We start from the raw sequence: 15,781 nt of genomic DNA on the forward strand, positions 1-15,781 counted from the left end.
TAGCAAAACCGCATGCGGTGCGAAGTGCCGAAGCATGCCACCTCTAACGTGCGAAGGGGGTCTTACTCGGGCTTTGTCTCACAAACTGCAAGCAGACCGTAATTCAAGCCTCTTCCCCCTTAACAAAGAGGCAAACATTTAAATTTGATTAGGTTGCTTTGCAAATTTTAAAATTCCATTCACTCGCAAGAATTGACTACTAAAATTTGGCTTCGCTTACAGCTTAGCTCAAATTTTAGAGCCGAAATTACTTGTTCATGGAATTTTAAAATTTGTTTGATATTTGCAATATCAGATGAAGCAATTTTTCAAATTTTAAAATCTTACTCACTAGACTTAGCGGACTACTAAATTTAGGTCTCGCAGAGCTTACCACTAAATTTAGAGCCATGATATGTTCGCTCATAAATTTTAAAATTTAATAAGCACTTTTTGGGTTACAAAATGCAAATCTTTATAAATCCAAGAATTTAAACAAATATCCTAAAATAACCAAAAAATTTAAAGGATATTTTATGCAAAACAAGCTTTTTGCGCCGCTTAAGATAGGTGGCATCGAGATCAAAAACCGCATTATTATGGCTCCGATGTGTATGTACGAGGTCAAAAAAGATGATGGTCGTCCAAGGTGCTTTCACAAGCTTCACTACGCTACAAGGGCGATCGGTGGTGTCGGCATGATCATTGTTGAGGCGACAGCTGTGGAGGCGCGCGGCAGGATCACCAAAAAAGACCTTGGGCTTTGGAGTGACGAGCAGATCGAGGCTCACGCGGAGCTGGTAAAAGGCTGTAGTAAATATGGCACCAAAATGGCCATCCAGCTAGCTCACGCTGGCAGAAAGGGCACTTGTGAGGGCATCATCGCGCCAAGTGCTATCAAATTTAGCGATGAATACGCCACGCCAAAAGAGATGAGCGCAGAGGATATCGCAAGCGTTAAGCAAAGCTTTGTGGAGGCGGCCATTAGGGCAAAGAGCGCAGGATACGAGGCTGTGGAGATACACGCAGCGCATGGATATTTGATAAATCAATTTTTATGTGCTGGCACAAATAAGCGAAGTGACGAATACGGCGGTTCTTTTGAAAACCGCATAAGGCTGCTGCTTGAAATTTTAAGAGAAATCAAAGCTGGCGCTAATATCGCAGTTGGCGTGAGGATAAGTGCAAGTAGTTGGCTTAAGGGCGACTGGGACGTAGAAGATAGCGTAAAGCTCGCACGTGAGCTAGAGAAAAATGGAGCTGACTTCATTCACGTCTCAGCTGGCGGAGTCTATGCAAAGGTTGATAGCGCGCCTAAATTTACGCCTCTTTATCAGGCTGGCTATGCAAAAGCTGTGAAAAATGCAGTTAATATCCCAGTCTTTGCAGTCGGTCTCATCACAAAGGCAAGCGAGTGCGAGGCGCTGCTACTTGGCGATGTTTGCGATGGTGTGGCGCTTGGCAGAGAGCTACTACGCAACCCATATTTTGCTTTTGGCGCCATGAAAGAATTTGGCGAAAATGACAAAATAGAAAATGCCTATAAAAGGGCATACTAAAATTTACGGCAAGGTGAGAGCCTTGCCAAATTTCATTTTTCTTAAATAAAATCACTAGAATTTGCTTACTATTTTTCTACATTAATAAATCAAAATTTCTATATTTATAGCTATAAAATCGCATATATTTTAAATTTTTACCTGAAATTTATATTTAAAATTATAATATTCAATTTCAAAATTAGACTATAAACTAAAATAGTAATTTTAATAATCAAACTAGGAGGAGAGATGAGGTTTAAGGGCTTATTTAAGCTCTCTCTTGCAGCAAGCGTGACAGTTTGTGCAAACGCAGCAGACGAGAGCGTGCTAAGCGGTGTTGAGGTGACAAGTAGCAGCGGTGGATACGGCGTTGATGACATCAAAATTTCAACTAGAAACGCTGGCCTAGCAAAAGACGTGATGAGGGACATCCCTGGCGTCTATGTGGGCGGCACAAACGGCATGAATCAAAAAATTTATATGAGAGGCGTAAGTGACCGCGGTCTAAATATCACGATAGATGGCGCGAAACAAAATGGAAACACGTTTCACCACAACGCCGACTTGCTGATCGATCCTGATCTCATAAAGGCAATAGACGTCGAGGTTGGCTCAAGGTCAGTCGTAAATGGCTCTGGCGCGCTTGGTGGCTCAGTCGCCTTTAAAACGGTCGATGCAAAAGACTTGCTAGAAAGCGGCGAGAAGATCGGCGCAAAGATAAAGACTGGATACGCCTCAAATAACAGCGAATTTTCTCAAGGCCTTATGCTATTTACTGCACCAGTTGAAGGGCTTGATTTTATAGCCGCTATTAATCACAAGGGCTACGACTACGGCAAAAGCGGTAACAAAAGAAAGATAGGTGGCGACGGAAACGACCTTAGCTATCTTTTAAAGCTTGGTTATAGCTTCCTTGATGCACATAGAATTTCTATCTCAAGAGAGCATAATGAATTTAAGGGTCTTTATCCTTTAAGAGCAGAATTTGGCAGCTGGTATAGTGGCTCAAATAGTGTCGATAACCGCAAGTATGAGCGCGACACAACAACGCTAAAATATGAGTATAAACCTAGTGATCTTTTAAATTTAGATGTGACGGCTTACAACACAAGACACCAAAGGGTTGATAGCTCAAAATGGGGCGTAGAGACGAACGGCATAAATGCAAAGGCTAAGAGCGTAGTAGAGAGCGGCGCTTTGACGCAAACTTTTAGATATGGTGCTGAGTTTTACCAAAGTAAAAATTTCAACAAACCAGACAATCACTACCCAGAAAAGGTAAATAACTACTCTATCTACGCAGAAGATGCGCTAAATTTTAGCTCGCTAACCGTTACTCCTGGTATCAGATACACTCATCACGAGCTAAAAAGCTACGACGGCAGAGCTGGAAATGTAAAGAGCTACACATATAAATTTAACGAATTTACCCCAGCGCTTGCGCTTGATTATGAGATCATTAAAGGTCTTAACGCGTTTGCAAGCTATGCGAGGGTCTTTAGAGGACCTGACGTCATGGAGTCGATGATGGCAAGTGGAAGTAGTAGGGGCAGGGCTTTAAACTGGGCGGCAAATAAAGATCTAAAAGCAACAACCGGCAATAGCTACGAAACCGGTCTTAAATACCATGGCGACATAAGTGAAGCTAGCTCATATAGCCTATCTGCAAAATACTTCATGACAAAATATAAAAATTTAATAGTCGATAACAACGCAGCAGGTGGTGGTGTAAATCAAACTCTAGTCAGGATAAACGCTGGTGGGGCTGATATAAGCGGTGTCGAGCTACTTGCAAGGCTAAATTTAGACGCACTAAGCCTAGCTGCTAGCTACACTCACCAAAAGGTAAAATATAAAGATAGGGTCGCTAAACCAAATGGCAGCTACTACACCTCAAACATCATCGGCTACCGAGATCAAGGCGATAAATACACATTTAACGCAGAGTACGCATTTTCAAGGATCGATACGCTAATAGGCTATAACCTAATCTACTTTGCCTCAAAAAATACCGTCTCAGCTGGCGACGATAAAAATGTCAAGATACCAAGCTATGCAGTTAGCGACATCTACGCTACATATGCGCCAAGCAGCGGTAAATTTAAAGGGCTTGAGATAAATGCTGGAATTTACAACCTCTTTAACAAGGCATACGCTTCGCAGTCTCAACGAACGGCTGACTATACAGGCGATCCAAACTACGTAGACTGGGAGCCAGGTAGAAATTTCAAAGTAAATGTCTCTTATAAATTTTAGCTTTATGGCAAGGTGAGAGCCTTGCCAAATTTCACTTTTACACAGCCTATTTTTCATACCTCGCTTTTTGCTGTTTGATTTAAATTTAATATAGTATCATTTGTGCGACTAAACTTTCAGGGGAGAAAATGAGGCAAAAGCACTTTGAAGTGGCAATTGTTGGAGCGGGCATTAGCGGGACGGCACTCTTTTACGAGTTGGCTGCATTTAGCGATATAAAAAAGGTCGCGCTTTTAGAAAAATATGACGGCGTAGCGACGCTAAATTCAAGCGGCAAAGGCAACTCGCAGACCATCCACTGCGGTGACATCGAGACAAACTACACGCTAGAAAAGGCAAAAAAGGTCTCACAAGTGGCAAATATGCCAGTAAAATACGCCCTAAAATACAACCTAGAGGGCAAATATATGTTTGCTCATCAAAAGATGACGCTAGCCATCGGAGATGCCGAAGTAGAGCGCATCAAGGAGCGATATGAGAGCTTTAAAGAGCTGTTTTCTTATCTTGAAATTTATGACAAAGAGAAGTTAAAACAGATCGAACCAAACGTCGTTTTTGACGCAAATGGCAATGAGCGCCCAGAAAATATCATCGCAATAGGCGCGCAAAATAGTCAGTATACGACGATGGACTTTGGTGGCGTGGCAAATTCGCTCGTTCAAAATGCGCTAAATTTGGGCGGAGATGGCTATGAGATCAGCCTAAGTTCAGAAGTGACTGATATGAAAAAGGTGGGCGATACCTTTCACATCAAGATAAATGACGGCGAAGTGATCACAGCAAACTACGTCGTAGTCGATGCTGGAGCGCACTCGCTATTTTTAGCTCACAAGATGGGTTATGGGTTGCATCTTAGCACGCTGCCAGTTGCTGGAAGCTTTTACTTTGCTAACAAGCGCCTACTAAACGGCAAAGTCTATATGGTGCAAAATGACAAGCTACCATTTGCCGCACTTCACGGCGATCCAGACATCCTAGCTAATGGCAACACTCGCTTTGGGCCAACTGCCCTTGTCATACCAAAGCTTGAGAGATTTCACGGCTGTTCTAGCTTTTTTGACTTCTTAAAGTGCTTAAAATTTGACAAAAACGTCCTTGAAGTCTTTACAAATTTACTAAAAGATGGGGACATAAGGTCATATATACTAAGAAATTTCTTGTTTGAAGTGCCATTTATCAACAAAAAAGAATTTGTTAAAGACGCCAGAAAGATCGTACCAAGCCTAAGCGAAAACGACCTAAGCTACGCTGTAAATTTTGGTGGCGTAAGGCCACAGGTGATAGACCGCAATAAAAAAAGGCTAGAGCTTGGTGAGGGCAAGATCAGCACAGGCGAGGGCATAAGCTTTAACATGACGCCAAGCCCTGGGGCTACTAGCTGTTTTGAAACGGCGAGGGCTGATATGGAGGAAATTTGCAAATTTTTGGGTAAAAATTTCGACGAAGAGAAATTTAACGCCGAGTTTTTTGGGTAGAAAATGGGAGTGTTTGATATTTTTAAAGGAGGTGCGGATATGCCAAAAACAGCACAACAAAGAAAAGATGAGAACATAAAAATTTTAAAGCAAGAGGGCGTAGCAGTGCTTGAGAGCTTGCCGCTTCGCTATGAAAATAGCGAGGTTACGCCAAGAGATATTGACGAGATAATAAAGCGCGCAGTTTGCTCATTTACAGCGATCATGTGCGCTTGCACGATCCGTGATGAAGGCTCTTTGGGCAAAGAAAATATGGCGTGGGCAAAGAGCTTTTTAGGCGAAGCTTACGACGGACTAAGTGTAAAAGAAAAAGAGGTCGTTGAAGACAGGGCCGATATGGACACGGCTGTGAATATGGGCTGGAAATATGAGTCGCTTTGGATATTGCTTTGGCGCTTGGTATAGCAGAAGATATCGGCCAGATGGATAAAATTTGCGACTGCGAGTTTGTGATGAATGTCTTTAAAGAGGGCGGGCTAAAAAGCCGTTCAAAGCTTCGCAGTATGGATGAAATTTTAAGTAAGCTCGATCTAGTTTATCGCTACCACTGGGCGTGTGTAAATGCAAGAGTAAATGGCACAAAGGTGGCTGGACTTGACGAAGAGGTCGTTATGGAGAGACGAGCGGGGCTTGAATGGCTATGCTGCAAAGGGCAAGAAAATGACGATTTGAGTGCTGAGTTTAACTGCTGGGACTATCCTGATCTAAACACTTGATCTAAGAAATTTTAAGCTCAAATGAGCTTAAAATTTATCTTAATGTAAATGCTATAGGAAAGCGAAGATAGCGAGCTTCTTTTGGCTTTGGAAACTCAGAGCTTGCTTTTTACTCGCCTTTAATAAGTGGCTAAAATGCTCGTATATGTCGCAATAAGCATTAAGCAAATTTAACTAACTTAGCGCGGTTTAAACGGTAAAAAACTAACTCTCAAGTCCTAAATTTGCTCTATACTCTTCGTATGTGCCTTTAAAATCAACGACCTCGCCACTACCTTTTAGGTGTAAAATTCTATTTGCAAAGGCGTCTATCAGCTCCCTGTCGTGGCTCACGCAGATGACTGAGCCATTAAAGTTATAAAACGCCTCGCCAAGCGCGATGATAGCCTCAAGATCAAGGTGGTTATTTGGCTCGTCCATGACAAGTAAATTTGGCCTGTGAAGCATGAGTTGAGCTAGTCTCACTCGGTGTTTTTCACCACCGCTTAGCGCGCCAACTGCTTTTTCTTGCTCGGCACCGCTAAAAAGCATCCTGCCAAGGCACTTTCTGATCTCGTCGATGTCCTTGTTTTTGGCATCTTGCAAGTATTCATAAAGCTTTAGCTCGCCATCTATCTTATTTACAGTATCTTGCGCAAAATATCCAAGCTCGATGGTCGCGCCTATATGCACCTCGCCCGCGTCAGGCTTTATCTCGCCCATTATGATCTTACAAAGTGTGCTTTTACCAACGCCGTTATGACCGATGATAGCTAGCTTGTCGCCTTTTTCGAGCTTAAAGTTAAAATTTTCGAATATCACTTTATCATCAAATTTCTTACTATTGTTCTTTAGCTCAATTAGCTCATTGCCTATCTCGCGGTTTGCACGAAACAGAATGCTTGGATCACGTCTGCTTGAGACTGCGATCTCTGCTATGTCAAGCTTTTCAAGCTGTTTTGCACGAGAGGTCGCCTGCTTTGCTTTGCTCGCATTTGCTGAAAATCTCGCGATAAATTTCTCCAGCTCCTCTTTCTCTTTTAGCTTCTTATCGCGCTCCATCTCATGCTGCTTTGCGATCAAATTTGCAGCCATATACCAGTCGTCGTAGTTGCCTGAAAACTCGCGAATTTTCTTAAAATCCACATCCAAAATGTTTGTGCAAACTCTATTTAAAAAGTGTCTGTCGTGGCTGATAACTACAAGCGTGCCCTCGTGGCGGTTTAGCTCGTTTTCTAGCCATGCGATCGCGTCTATGTCAAGGTTGTTTGTCGGCTCATCTAAGAACAAGATGTCTGGCTTTGGAAAGAGCACTTGAGCTAGCAAAACCTTAACTTTATCTGAGTTTTCGACCTCGCTCATGAGCTTATCAAATTCATTTAGTCCAAGCGAGCTTAGGATTTTTTCTATCCTAGTCTCGTACTCGTAGCTTGGATCCTCCTCAGCGCTTATCATCTCAAGCTCGCTTAAGCGCTCGTTTATCTCATCTGTAAATTCCTCGCTCATATAGAGCTTTTCTTTCTCTTTGACAGCGTCATATAGGCGTTTGTTGCCATAAAGCACCGCATCTTTTAGTGTGAAATTTTCAAACGCAAACTGATCTTGCCCAAGCACGCCAACCTTTAGTCCATTTTCTATGATGATCTCACCGCTAGTTGGCTCGATAGCTCCGCTTAAAATTTTTAAAAATGTCGATTTGCCAGCGCCATTTGCGCCGATTAGTCCGTATCTGTTGTGGCGATTTAGCTTTAAATTTACATCCTCAAATAGCAAACTGCTTGCAAATCTTTGAGTAAGTCCCCTAACTTCTAACATTATTTTTCCTTGAATTTATTTTTTGCGATTTTGCCTAAAATTTGATTAAAAAGCCATTTGCTACTTTAGCCTAAAATGCCCTGTGATCTTGTAGCTATAAAGTATGTTTTCTTCTTGCACGCCAGAGCCGATATTGTGGATGACAAGCGGTGTTTGGCCTTCAAATTTATCTGAGATCACACCGATGTGAGGTAGATTTCTTGGCAGCATCCATGTGACGATATCCCCTGGCTGAAATTTATCATCGCTCACCTCAAAACCTTTTCTTTTTAGATAGGTAGCGATGTTTAAAACACGCCTGTGATCGATGTTTTTATCAGCCTTTTTAAGTCCCCATTTTTTAGGATAGCTTGCGAAATTTCTACTCAAATCTTTTAAAATGAGCCTTTGCAGATCCATCTCTTGATGACGTAGCGCCCTTACCACAACGTCGGTGCAAACACCCTTTTTGATATCCACGTCGCCCATAGGATAGGCGAGCCTTTCGTAGCTAGGGTCGTAACTTAGCGTCACGCCGATCTGCGACCTAGCGTCATTTACAAATTTACTCGCCGAAAAGGCAAAAATTTGCGTGGCAAAAAGAGCTAAAAGTAGAAATTTCTTCATTTTCTACTTTAAAAGCATGGTTTTTAAGATACGTTTTCCTATCTCAACACCTGGCTGATCGTAGGTGTTGATGCCTAGCATGATACCAGTGGCCGAGGTTAGTAGCTCGTAGTAAAAAATGAGCCAGCCAGCATGAAACTCATCAAGCCTCTCAAGCGTGATAGTATCGACACTTATGCCCTCTTGCACCAGCGCCATAGCCGTCGCGTCGCACTGCAAATTTATAAGTTCATTTAGGCTTAGACCCGCCACAAAATCACACTCTTCAAGCCCTTTTAGGCTTAAATTTGGGATAGTCTTGTCGCTCGCGTGATCTTTTATCTTTATAAATGTCACACTCTTATCTTTTACGCCGTCCATGATAAGCTGCAAAAAGCTGTGTTGATCACGACTGCCGACAAGTCCAACTGGCGTAAGGCCGACCCTTTTATAGCCTCTTTTTTTACCAAGGCTCTCCGCCCAAAGCTGCACGTACCAGTCGTTAAATTCAAAAAATCTATCGCAATAGCTAAAAATGACGTTTATGCTGGCATTTCTGCTAGTGGCGTAGTGGTAGGCTTTAGCGACTATTGAGCTATCTTTTTGCTCGATGTATTGCTTCTTGCAAGCAAGCGCGCCCTCCAAAAGTGCCTTTATATCGTAGCCACAAATTCCAAGAGGCACAAGACCGATAGCACTTAGCACGCTAAATCTCCCGCCAACATTTTTTGGGATATTAAAAAATTTAATGCCATTTTCTTTGGCAAAATTTTCTAAATTTGTGCCTGGATCAGTTATGATGAGGAAATTTTTGCCTAAATTTTGAGGTTTAAAGTCATCAAGCAAGCACTTAAAAATAGTGATCGTCTCGATCGTGTTGCCTGATTTTGAACTTATTATAAAAAGTGTCTCGTCAAAATTTAGCCCACTAAGTGCGCTTTTGTAGCTGCAAGGATCGACGTTATCTAAAAATAAAAGCTCTCTTTTTATCCCCTTTGTGCCTTCAAGCATCGATTTTAGCGCCTTTACGCCAAGACTGCTGCCACCAATGCCAACAAGTACTACATTTTTGATATGAGCTAGCCCCTTCTCATATTCCTTGATCTCGCCGAGCAAATTTTGCCCAAGAGCTGGCAGGTGGTAGTAGCCTATCTCGCCGCTTTCGTACTCGTCGTTTATGCGTTTGGCGTAAGAGTCGATGACCTCGCTGCTTGCAAAGTTAAATTTAAATGAAGTCTCTATCATTTACTGCGCTCGTAAAAAAAATTTGTAGCCTCAACAAAGCCATCGATACTGCCACAGTCAAACCTCTTGCCCTTAAATTTATAAGCTAGCACCATGCCATCTTTTGCCTGAGTTTTTAGCGCGTCAGTGATCTGAATTTCGCCGTTTTTGCCTGGCTTTGTCCGCTCTAAGATGTTAAAAATATCTGGCGTTAGGATGTAGCGGCCGATTATCGCTAAATTTGTCGGAGCCTCGGCAGGATCAGGCTTTTCAACCATATCATCAACCATTATGAGATCATCTTCTATAAACCTACCGCTTACGACGCCGTAAGACTTGGTCTGCTCTTTTGGCACCTCCATCACAGCTACTACGCTGCAGCGATACTTTTCATAAATTTTAACCATTTGCGAAAGCACGCCCTCGCCATTTTCGTTTATACATAGATCATCTGCCAAAATGACCCCAAAAGCCTCATCTCGAACTAGAGTTTTGCCCGTATAAATGGCGTGTCCAAGCCCTTTCATAGCATTTTGCCTAGTAAATGAAAATGTGCATGAGCTCATTAAATTTCTAACTTCGCTAAGTAGCGACTCTTTTGAGCTGCCTGCGATCTCTTTTTCTAGCTCGTAGCTGATGTCAAAATAGTCCTCAAGTGCCCTTTTTCCGCGTCCTGTGACAAAGGCCATATTGTCCATGCCAGCCTCAAGCGCCTCATCAACGCCGTAGTGAATGAGCGGTTTTGTAAGGATCGGTAGCATCTCTTTTGGGAGCGATTTTGTAGCTGGTAAAAACCTCGTTCCATATCCAGCCGCTGGAAATAGGCAAGTTTGTATCATTTTAGTCCTTCATGAAAAATTGCAAAATTCTACTATCTTTTCCTTAATAATATAAATTTCTCTGAATTTACAAGGCTTTAATTAGCAAATTGATAAGATTTTTAAAATTTTTAAAAAAGAGCAAATTTGCAGACGATTGATAGGCTTTTTAAAGCCCAGCTTGATATAAAAAAGTCAAATTTTTTAGCATTTTTGTGCCCGATAAGCGAATTTAAAAGCTTGCATGAGAGCCTAAAAGAGGAGCATTTTAAGGCTGTTCACGTAGTTTGGGCGACAAGAGAGCTAAACAAATACGGCCAAATAGTTGAAAATCAAAGTGATGACGGCGAGCCAAAGGGTACTAGCGGCCAGCCAAGCCTAAATGCACTAAGGGGTGCTGAGCTAATAAATGTTGGTGTCTTGATAGTTCGCTACTTTGGCGGGATAAAGCTTGGCACTGGAGGACTTGTAAGAGCCTACTCAGGGGCTGTAAATGAAGCGATAAACGAAGCCATAAAAGATGGTGGCATGATGAAATTTGAGATAAAAGATGAGATCAAATTTTTTACGCCATTTTCACTGATGAGCCGCTTTGAGCACTATTTTGCCACTAAAAATTTAAGCGAGTTTGAAAGAGAATTTAATGACACTGGAGCGATCTGGAGCGTAAATTTAAACGAAGCCGAGTTTGCTGAGCTATTTAAATTTTGTAAAGAATTTGAAGCAAGCGAGTTTAAATTTCTAGCCTTGCCACTTGGTAGCAAAGCGCTGTTTATTTATTAATTGTAAAATCGCAAAAATTTTAAAAAGAAAGTAAAAATGGAAATTTGGAACGACATTTATAACCACTTTAACCCAGTCGCCTTTAGCCTCTTTGGCTTTAGCGTGCACTGGTATGGGCTTATGTATATTTTGGCCCTTGTTTTAGCACTTGCCATGGCAAAGTATCTCGTTAAAAAAGATGATATCCCTATCTCAAATCAGCTTTTAGACAACTACTTTTTTTGGGTAGAGATAGGCGTCATTTTAGGCGCTAGACTTGGCTGGGTTTTAGTTTATTCTGGCGAAGCGGGATATTATCTAACGCAGCCTTGGCAAATTTTTAATCCAATCCACAACGGCGAGTTTATAGGAATTCGCGGTATGAGCTATCACGGCGCTGTGGTTGGCTTTTTGCTAGCGACAATTTTATTTTGCAAAAGATATAAGCAAAACGCATGGCAGTTGCTTGATCTTTGCGCCATCTGCATACCTTTTGGCTATACCTTTGGCAGGATAGGAAATTTCTTAAATCAAGAGCTTTTTGGACGAGTCACAGACGTGCCTTGGGCGATAAATGTCTTTGGTCAGCCAAGACATCCAAGCCAGCTTTATGAAGCATTCTTAGAAGGTTTAGTTATTTTTGTCATTTTATTTTTATATAGAAAATATAAGAAATTTAATGGCGAACTCATAGCACTTTATGCCATTTTATACACATTTGCAAGATTTATTTGCGAGTTTTACAGAGAGCCTGATTCTGGACTTGGATTTATTATCTTTGGTCTATCGATGGGGCAAATTTTATCACTTATTATGTGTGGGCTCGGAATTTTTGTCTATATTAAACTTTATAAGAGTTTTACGAAAATTTAATGTCAATATTTAAAATTTATTAAAGTAAAGTTCTGATAGCATTAGCTTTATCAATTAATGCTAATGTTTAAATTAGTATTAAGAAATGATAACTTATTTCAAATTTCTTAGGAGGGCTCATGACCGGGCTTATAGAAGGTTTTTTGGGGAAACGGTCGGACGGCAAAAAAAGCCGCACACCAGCCGCTTGGGATAGATGGCAAAGTATTACAGGATTTATTCTAGCCTGTTTCATATTGTGCCATATGGTTTTTACTTCTACTATACTACTTGGCAAAGACGCATTTAACGCTGTCGTAGGATTTGCAGAGGCTAAATTTTTATTTGGTGAGGCTACTTGGTGGATCACAAATGTTATAGCTGCTGTTATCTTTGTAGTTTTTGTTACTCACGCCTTCTTGGCCATGAGAAAATTTCCTGCAAATTACAGACAGTATCTAATGTTTAGAGGCCATAAAGACCGCATGAAGCACCTTGATACCACACTTTGGTGGTTCCAGTTTTTAACAGGCTTTGCTCTATTTTTTGCAGCAAGCGCCCACATAATCGACATCATCTTTGGTGGTCACATCACAGCTGATAAGTCAGCCGCTGCTTTTCACAAACTAGAAATTTTCTACTTCGCACTACTTGTTTTCATGGTCGTTCACGCTGGCGTTGGCATGTACCGCTTGTATGTCAAGTGGGTAAGTATTGATGGCGCAAACAAACACGAAATGCTTGCTAAAAGAAATAAGGCAAAGACAGTTGTATTTGTCATTTATGGCATACTTGCTGTGATTGCGCTAATCGCCGATTTCGTGTGGATCAGCCACTAAAAAGGAGCTAGAAGATGAATGTAAAATATTATGACGCATTAGTAATTGGTGGTGGTCTAGCTGGTCTTAGAGCTGCTGTGGCTGCCGGAGAAAAGGGCTTAAGCACCGTAGTTTTGAGCTTAATCCCTGTAAAACGCTCTCACTCTGCTGCTGCACAAGGCGGCATGCAAGCAAGCCTTGGTAACTCTAAAATGAGTGAAGGTGATAACGAAGATGTACACTTTGCTGATACAGTAAAAGGTAGCGACTGGGGTTGCGATCAACAAGTTGCACGTATGTTTTGTCAAACTGCTCCAAAAGCTATTAGAGAGCTTGCGGCTTGGGGCGTGCCTTGGACTAGGATCACAAAAGGTGAAAGAAGCGCTATCATCAACGCTCAAAAGACAACTATCGTTGAAAAAGAAGAGGTTCATGGCCTTATCCACTCACGTGACTTTGGTGGTACAAAAAAGTGGAGAACTTGCTACACAGCTGACGCAACTGGTCACACCATGCTTTTTGCTGTTGCAAACGAAGCGCTTAAGCACAATGTAGAAATTCACGACCGCAAAGAGGCGATCGCTTTGATACACCAAAATAACCGCTGTTACGGAGCGATCGTTCGCGACCTGGTAAATGGCGAGATCACAGCTTATGTTTCAAAAGGCACACTTATAGCAACTGGCGGTTATGGTAGAGTTTATAAACACACTACAAACGCTGTTGTTTGCGAAGGTATCGGCGCTGCGATCGCACTTGAGACTGGCGTAGCTCAGCTTGGCAATATGGAAGCTGTTCAGTTTCACCCAACTCCGATCGTCCCATCTGGCATTCTTTTAACAGAAGGTTGCCGCGGTGATGGTGGAATTTTACGTGACGTTGATGGATACCGCTTTATGCCTGATTATGAACCAGAGAAAAAAGAGCTAGCTAGCCGTGACGTCGTTAGCCGCCGCATCATGGAGCACATCCGTGCAGGCAAAGGTGTGCCTAGCCCTTATGGCTATCACGTTTGGCTTGATATCTCTATCCTTGGACGTGAGCACATCGAGAAAAATTTACGTGACGTTCAAGAAATTTGCGAAATTTTTAACGGCATCGATCCTGCTGACACTGAAGTATATACTGACGAGACAGGACATCAGCGTGGCAAAGGCTGGGCACCGATCCTACCTATGCAGCACTACTCAATGGGCGGCATCAAGACAAAACCAACTGGCGAGAGCCCAACACTAGCTGGTCTATTTAGCGCTGGCGAGGCTGCTTGCTGGGATATGCACGGCTTTAACCGCCTTGGTGGTAACTCAGTTTCTGAGACAGTCGTCGCTGGTATGATCGTTGGTGATTATTTTGCAGATTATTGCGCTAGCCACGAGATCGAGATAAACACAGCTGATATCGAGAAATTTGTTAAAAAACAAGAAGACTATCTAAATAGCCTCGTCACAAAAGAGGGTAAATTTAACGTCTTTGATATCAAAAACAAGATGAAAGAGGTAATGTGGGAGCACGTTGCGATATTTAGAACAGGCAAAGGCCTAGAACTTGCTGTTAAAGAGCTTGAAGCACTCTATAAAGAGTCACTTGATGTAAAAGTAAGCAACAAAGCACTATTTGGCAACCCAGAGCTTGAAGAGGCTTACCGCGTGCCAAAGATGCTAAAACTAGCGCTTTGTATCGCAAAAGGTGCGCTTGATAGAACAGAGAGCCGTGGCGCTCACTGCCGTGAAGACTATCCAAAGAGAGATGACCTTAACTGGCTAAACAGAACGCTTACAAGCTGGAAAGAAGGCGACACTATGCCAACTATCACTTATGAGCCACTTGATATCATGAAGATGGAGATGCCGCCAGCATTTAGAGGTTATGGTGCAAAAGGAAATATCATCGAGCATCCAAACAGCGCTATCCGCCAAAAAGAGGTCGATGAAATTCGCGAGAAAATGCAAGCAGAAGGCAAGAGCAGACAAGAAATTCAAGAGGCTTTGATGCACTATGACCTTCAACCAAAATATAAAGCACCAAATGAAAGAGCAGGTATAGGAAATGAGTAGAAAAATAACCATAAAAGCTTTTAAATATAATCCTTTAAGCAAAGTTTCAAAGCCTCATTTTGCGACTTATGAGCTTGAAGAGACTGATGGTATGACGCTATTTATCGCGTTAAATCAAATTCGTGAGAAATTTGATCCAGATCTTAGCTTTGACTTTGTTTGTCGTGCGGGAATTTGCGGTAGTTGTGGCATGCTAGTAAATGGCAAGCCAAGCCTAGCTTGCAGAACTTTAACAAAAGACTTTGAAAGCGGTGTCATTGAGCTTATGCCTTTGCCAGTCTTTAAACTACTAAAAGATCTAAGCGTAGATACTGGTAACTGGATGAACGCTATGAGTAAGCGCGTCGAGAGCTGGATACACACAGATCATGAGACAGATATCTCTAAGCTTGAAGAGAAAGTTGAGCCAGAAGTCGCTCAAGAAGTTTTCGAGCTTGATCGCTGTATAGAGTGCGGAATTTGCGTCGCATCTTGCGGAACAGCTATTATGAGACCTGATTTCATCGGCGCTGTTGGTCTAAACAGGGTTGCTAGATTTAAGATAGACGCACTTGATAAGAGAACTGACGAGGACTTTTACGAGCTAATCGGCGATGATGATGGCGTATTTGGTTGTATGACTTTGCTTGGCTGCGAAGACAACTGCCCAAAACACCTACCACTTCAAAGCCGCATAGCTTATATGCGTAGAAAAATGGCTGCTATAAAGTAGCAAAGGGGCTGTAAAAAGCCCCAAATTTATTTAAAAACTCTGCAAACTGACACCAAGATACATATACAAATATCTAGCGCTGCAAATACTAAAAACACAAATATTAAAAGCGGAAACGATAAGACTATGCCCATTATATAGCCAAGCGGCAAGGTAATAAAAAATAAAAGACCAAAGCCAACACTAAAGCAAAAA

At 42.0% G+C, this 15,781-nt stretch carries 12 protein-coding genes and 1 pseudogene; 9 read left to right on the forward strand and 4 right to left on the reverse strand.

Features of this window, described 5'->3' with window-relative positions; all coding sequences use genetic code 11:
* The first annotated feature begins 515 nt into the window (after positions 1-515).
* The 4 genes and pseudogenes from F3G98_RS06210 (at position 516) to F3G98_RS06225 (ending at position 5,967) form a co-directional block, all read left to right on the forward strand.
* Complete coding sequence (locus F3G98_RS06210; RefSeq protein WP_149701964.1) at positions 516-1,538, forward strand: NADH:flavin oxidoreductase/NADH oxidase; 1,023 nt, start codon at positions 516-518, stop codon at positions 1,536-1,538.
* 231 nt (positions 1,539-1,769) lie between these two features.
* A complete protein-coding gene (locus F3G98_RS06215; RefSeq protein WP_149725903.1) occupies positions 1,770-3,776 on the forward strand; it encodes a TonB-dependent receptor domain-containing protein in 2,007 nt (668 codons plus the stop codon).
* A gap of 128 nt (positions 3,777-3,904) precedes the next feature.
* Entirely contained in the window at positions 3,905-5,251 is a 1,347-nt protein-coding gene (locus F3G98_RS06220) for an FAD-dependent oxidoreductase (protein WP_103608128.1), read from the forward strand.
* 39 nt (positions 5,252-5,290) lie between these two features.
* A pseudogene (locus F3G98_RS06225) lies at positions 5,291-5,967 on the forward strand (DUF4272 domain-containing protein).
* A gap of 204 nt (positions 5,968-6,171) precedes the next feature.
* Here F3G98_RS06225 and F3G98_RS06235 read toward each other — a convergent pair.
* The 4 genes from F3G98_RS06235 to galU are packed head-to-tail and all read right to left on the reverse strand — an operon-like array spanning position 6,172 to position 10,409.
* Complete coding sequence (locus tag F3G98_RS06235; RefSeq protein WP_103608127.1) at positions 6,172-7,761, reverse strand: ABC-F family ATP-binding cassette domain-containing protein; 1,590 nt, start codon at positions 7,759-7,761, stop codon at positions 6,172-6,174.
* Between the two features lie 60 nt (positions 7,762-7,821).
* The gene (locus F3G98_RS06240) at positions 7,822-8,367 is read right to left on the reverse strand and encodes a DUF1287 domain-containing protein (RefSeq protein WP_149725904.1); all 546 of its coding nucleotides are present in this window, start codon (positions 8,365-8,367) and stop codon (positions 7,822-7,824) included.
* A 3-nt stretch (positions 8,368-8,370) separates the two neighbouring features.
* Positions 8,371-9,591 (reverse strand): glucose-6-phosphate isomerase, encoded by a 1,221-nt coding sequence (locus F3G98_RS06245; protein WP_103608125.1) that lies wholly within the window; start codon positions 9,589-9,591, stop codon positions 8,371-8,373.
* Positions 9,588-10,409, reverse strand: a complete 822-nt coding sequence (galU, locus tag F3G98_RS06250; protein WP_009294249.1) for a UTP--glucose-1-phosphate uridylyltransferase GalU — start codon at positions 10,407-10,409, stop codon at positions 9,588-9,590. Before galU ends, F3G98_RS06245 begins: the two co-directional genes overlap by 4 nt.
* 126 nt (positions 10,410-10,535) lie before the next feature.
* Between galU and F3G98_RS06255 the strand changes: the two genes are divergently transcribed.
* The 5 genes from F3G98_RS06255 to F3G98_RS06275 all read left to right on the forward strand — a co-directional run bounded on the left by F3G98_RS06255 (position 10,536) and on the right by F3G98_RS06275 (position 15,586).
* Entirely contained in the window at positions 10,536-11,171 is a 636-nt protein-coding gene (locus F3G98_RS06255; RefSeq protein ID WP_103635497.1) for an IMPACT family protein, read from the forward strand.
* 36 nt (positions 11,172-11,207) lie between these two features.
* Positions 11,208-12,023, forward strand: coding sequence for a prolipoprotein diacylglyceryl transferase (gene lgt, locus F3G98_RS06260; RefSeq protein WP_149701960.1), 816 nt, complete (start codon positions 11,208-11,210; stop codon positions 12,021-12,023).
* A gap of 119 nt (positions 12,024-12,142) precedes the next feature.
* On the forward strand, positions 12,143-12,841 hold the full coding sequence (locus F3G98_RS06265) for a fumarate reductase cytochrome b subunit (protein ID WP_035142502.1): 699 nt from the start codon (positions 12,143-12,145) through the stop codon (positions 12,839-12,841).
* Positions 12,842-12,855: 14 nt separating this feature from the next.
* Positions 12,856-14,874, forward strand: a complete 2,019-nt coding sequence (locus F3G98_RS06270; RefSeq protein ID WP_004317497.1) for a fumarate reductase flavoprotein subunit — start codon at positions 12,856-12,858, stop codon at positions 14,872-14,874.
* On the forward strand, positions 14,867-15,586 hold the full coding sequence (locus F3G98_RS06275) for a fumarate reductase iron-sulfur subunit (protein WP_004317555.1): 720 nt from the start codon (positions 14,867-14,869) through the stop codon (positions 15,584-15,586). Before F3G98_RS06270 ends, F3G98_RS06275 begins: the two co-directional genes overlap by 8 nt.
* Positions 15,587-15,781: the final 195 nt, after the last annotated feature.

Origin of the sequence: Campylobacter concisus (assembly GCF_902460895.1) — a bacterium.
Lineage (GTDB): Bacteria > Campylobacterota > Campylobacteria > Campylobacterales > Campylobacteraceae > Campylobacter_A > Campylobacter_A concisus_BC.

What these genes read in the sequence shown, in the direction of transcription:
- F3G98_RS06245 (WP_103608125.1), bottom strand. Translation starts at nt 9,591, where the DNA reads ATGATAGAGACTTCATTTAAATTTAACTTTGCAAGCAGCGAGGTCATC.
- F3G98_RS06215 (WP_149725903.1), top strand. Translation starts at nt 1,770, where the DNA reads ATGAGGTTTAAGGGCTTATTTAAGCTCTCTCTTGCAGCAAGCGTGACA.
- F3G98_RS06265 (WP_035142502.1), top strand. Translation starts at nt 12,143, where the DNA reads ATGACCGGGCTTATAGAAGGTTTTTTGGGGAAACGGTCGGACGGCAAA.
- F3G98_RS06240 (WP_149725904.1), bottom strand. Translation starts at nt 8,367, where the DNA reads ATGAAGAAATTTCTACTTTTAGCTCTTTTTGCCACGCAAATTTTTGCC.
- F3G98_RS06275 (WP_004317555.1), top strand. Translation starts at nt 14,867, where the DNA reads ATGAGTAGAAAAATAACCATAAAAGCTTTTAAATATAATCCTTTAAGC.
- lgt (WP_149701960.1), top strand. Translation starts at nt 11,208, where the DNA reads ATGGAAATTTGGAACGACATTTATAACCACTTTAACCCAGTCGCCTTT.
- F3G98_RS06210 (WP_149701964.1), top strand. Translation starts at nt 516, where the DNA reads ATGCAAAACAAGCTTTTTGCGCCGCTTAAGATAGGTGGCATCGAGATC.
- galU (WP_009294249.1), bottom strand. Translation starts at nt 10,409, where the DNA reads ATGATACAAACTTGCCTATTTCCAGCGGCTGGATATGGAACGAGGTTT.
- F3G98_RS06220 (WP_103608128.1), top strand. Translation starts at nt 3,905, where the DNA reads ATGAGGCAAAAGCACTTTGAAGTGGCAATTGTTGGAGCGGGCATTAGC.
- F3G98_RS06235 (WP_103608127.1), bottom strand. Translation starts at nt 7,761, where the DNA reads ATGTTAGAAGTTAGGGGACTTACTCAAAGATTTGCAAGCAGTTTGCTA.
- F3G98_RS06270 (WP_004317497.1), top strand. Translation starts at nt 12,856, where the DNA reads ATGAATGTAAAATATTATGACGCATTAGTAATTGGTGGTGGTCTAGCT.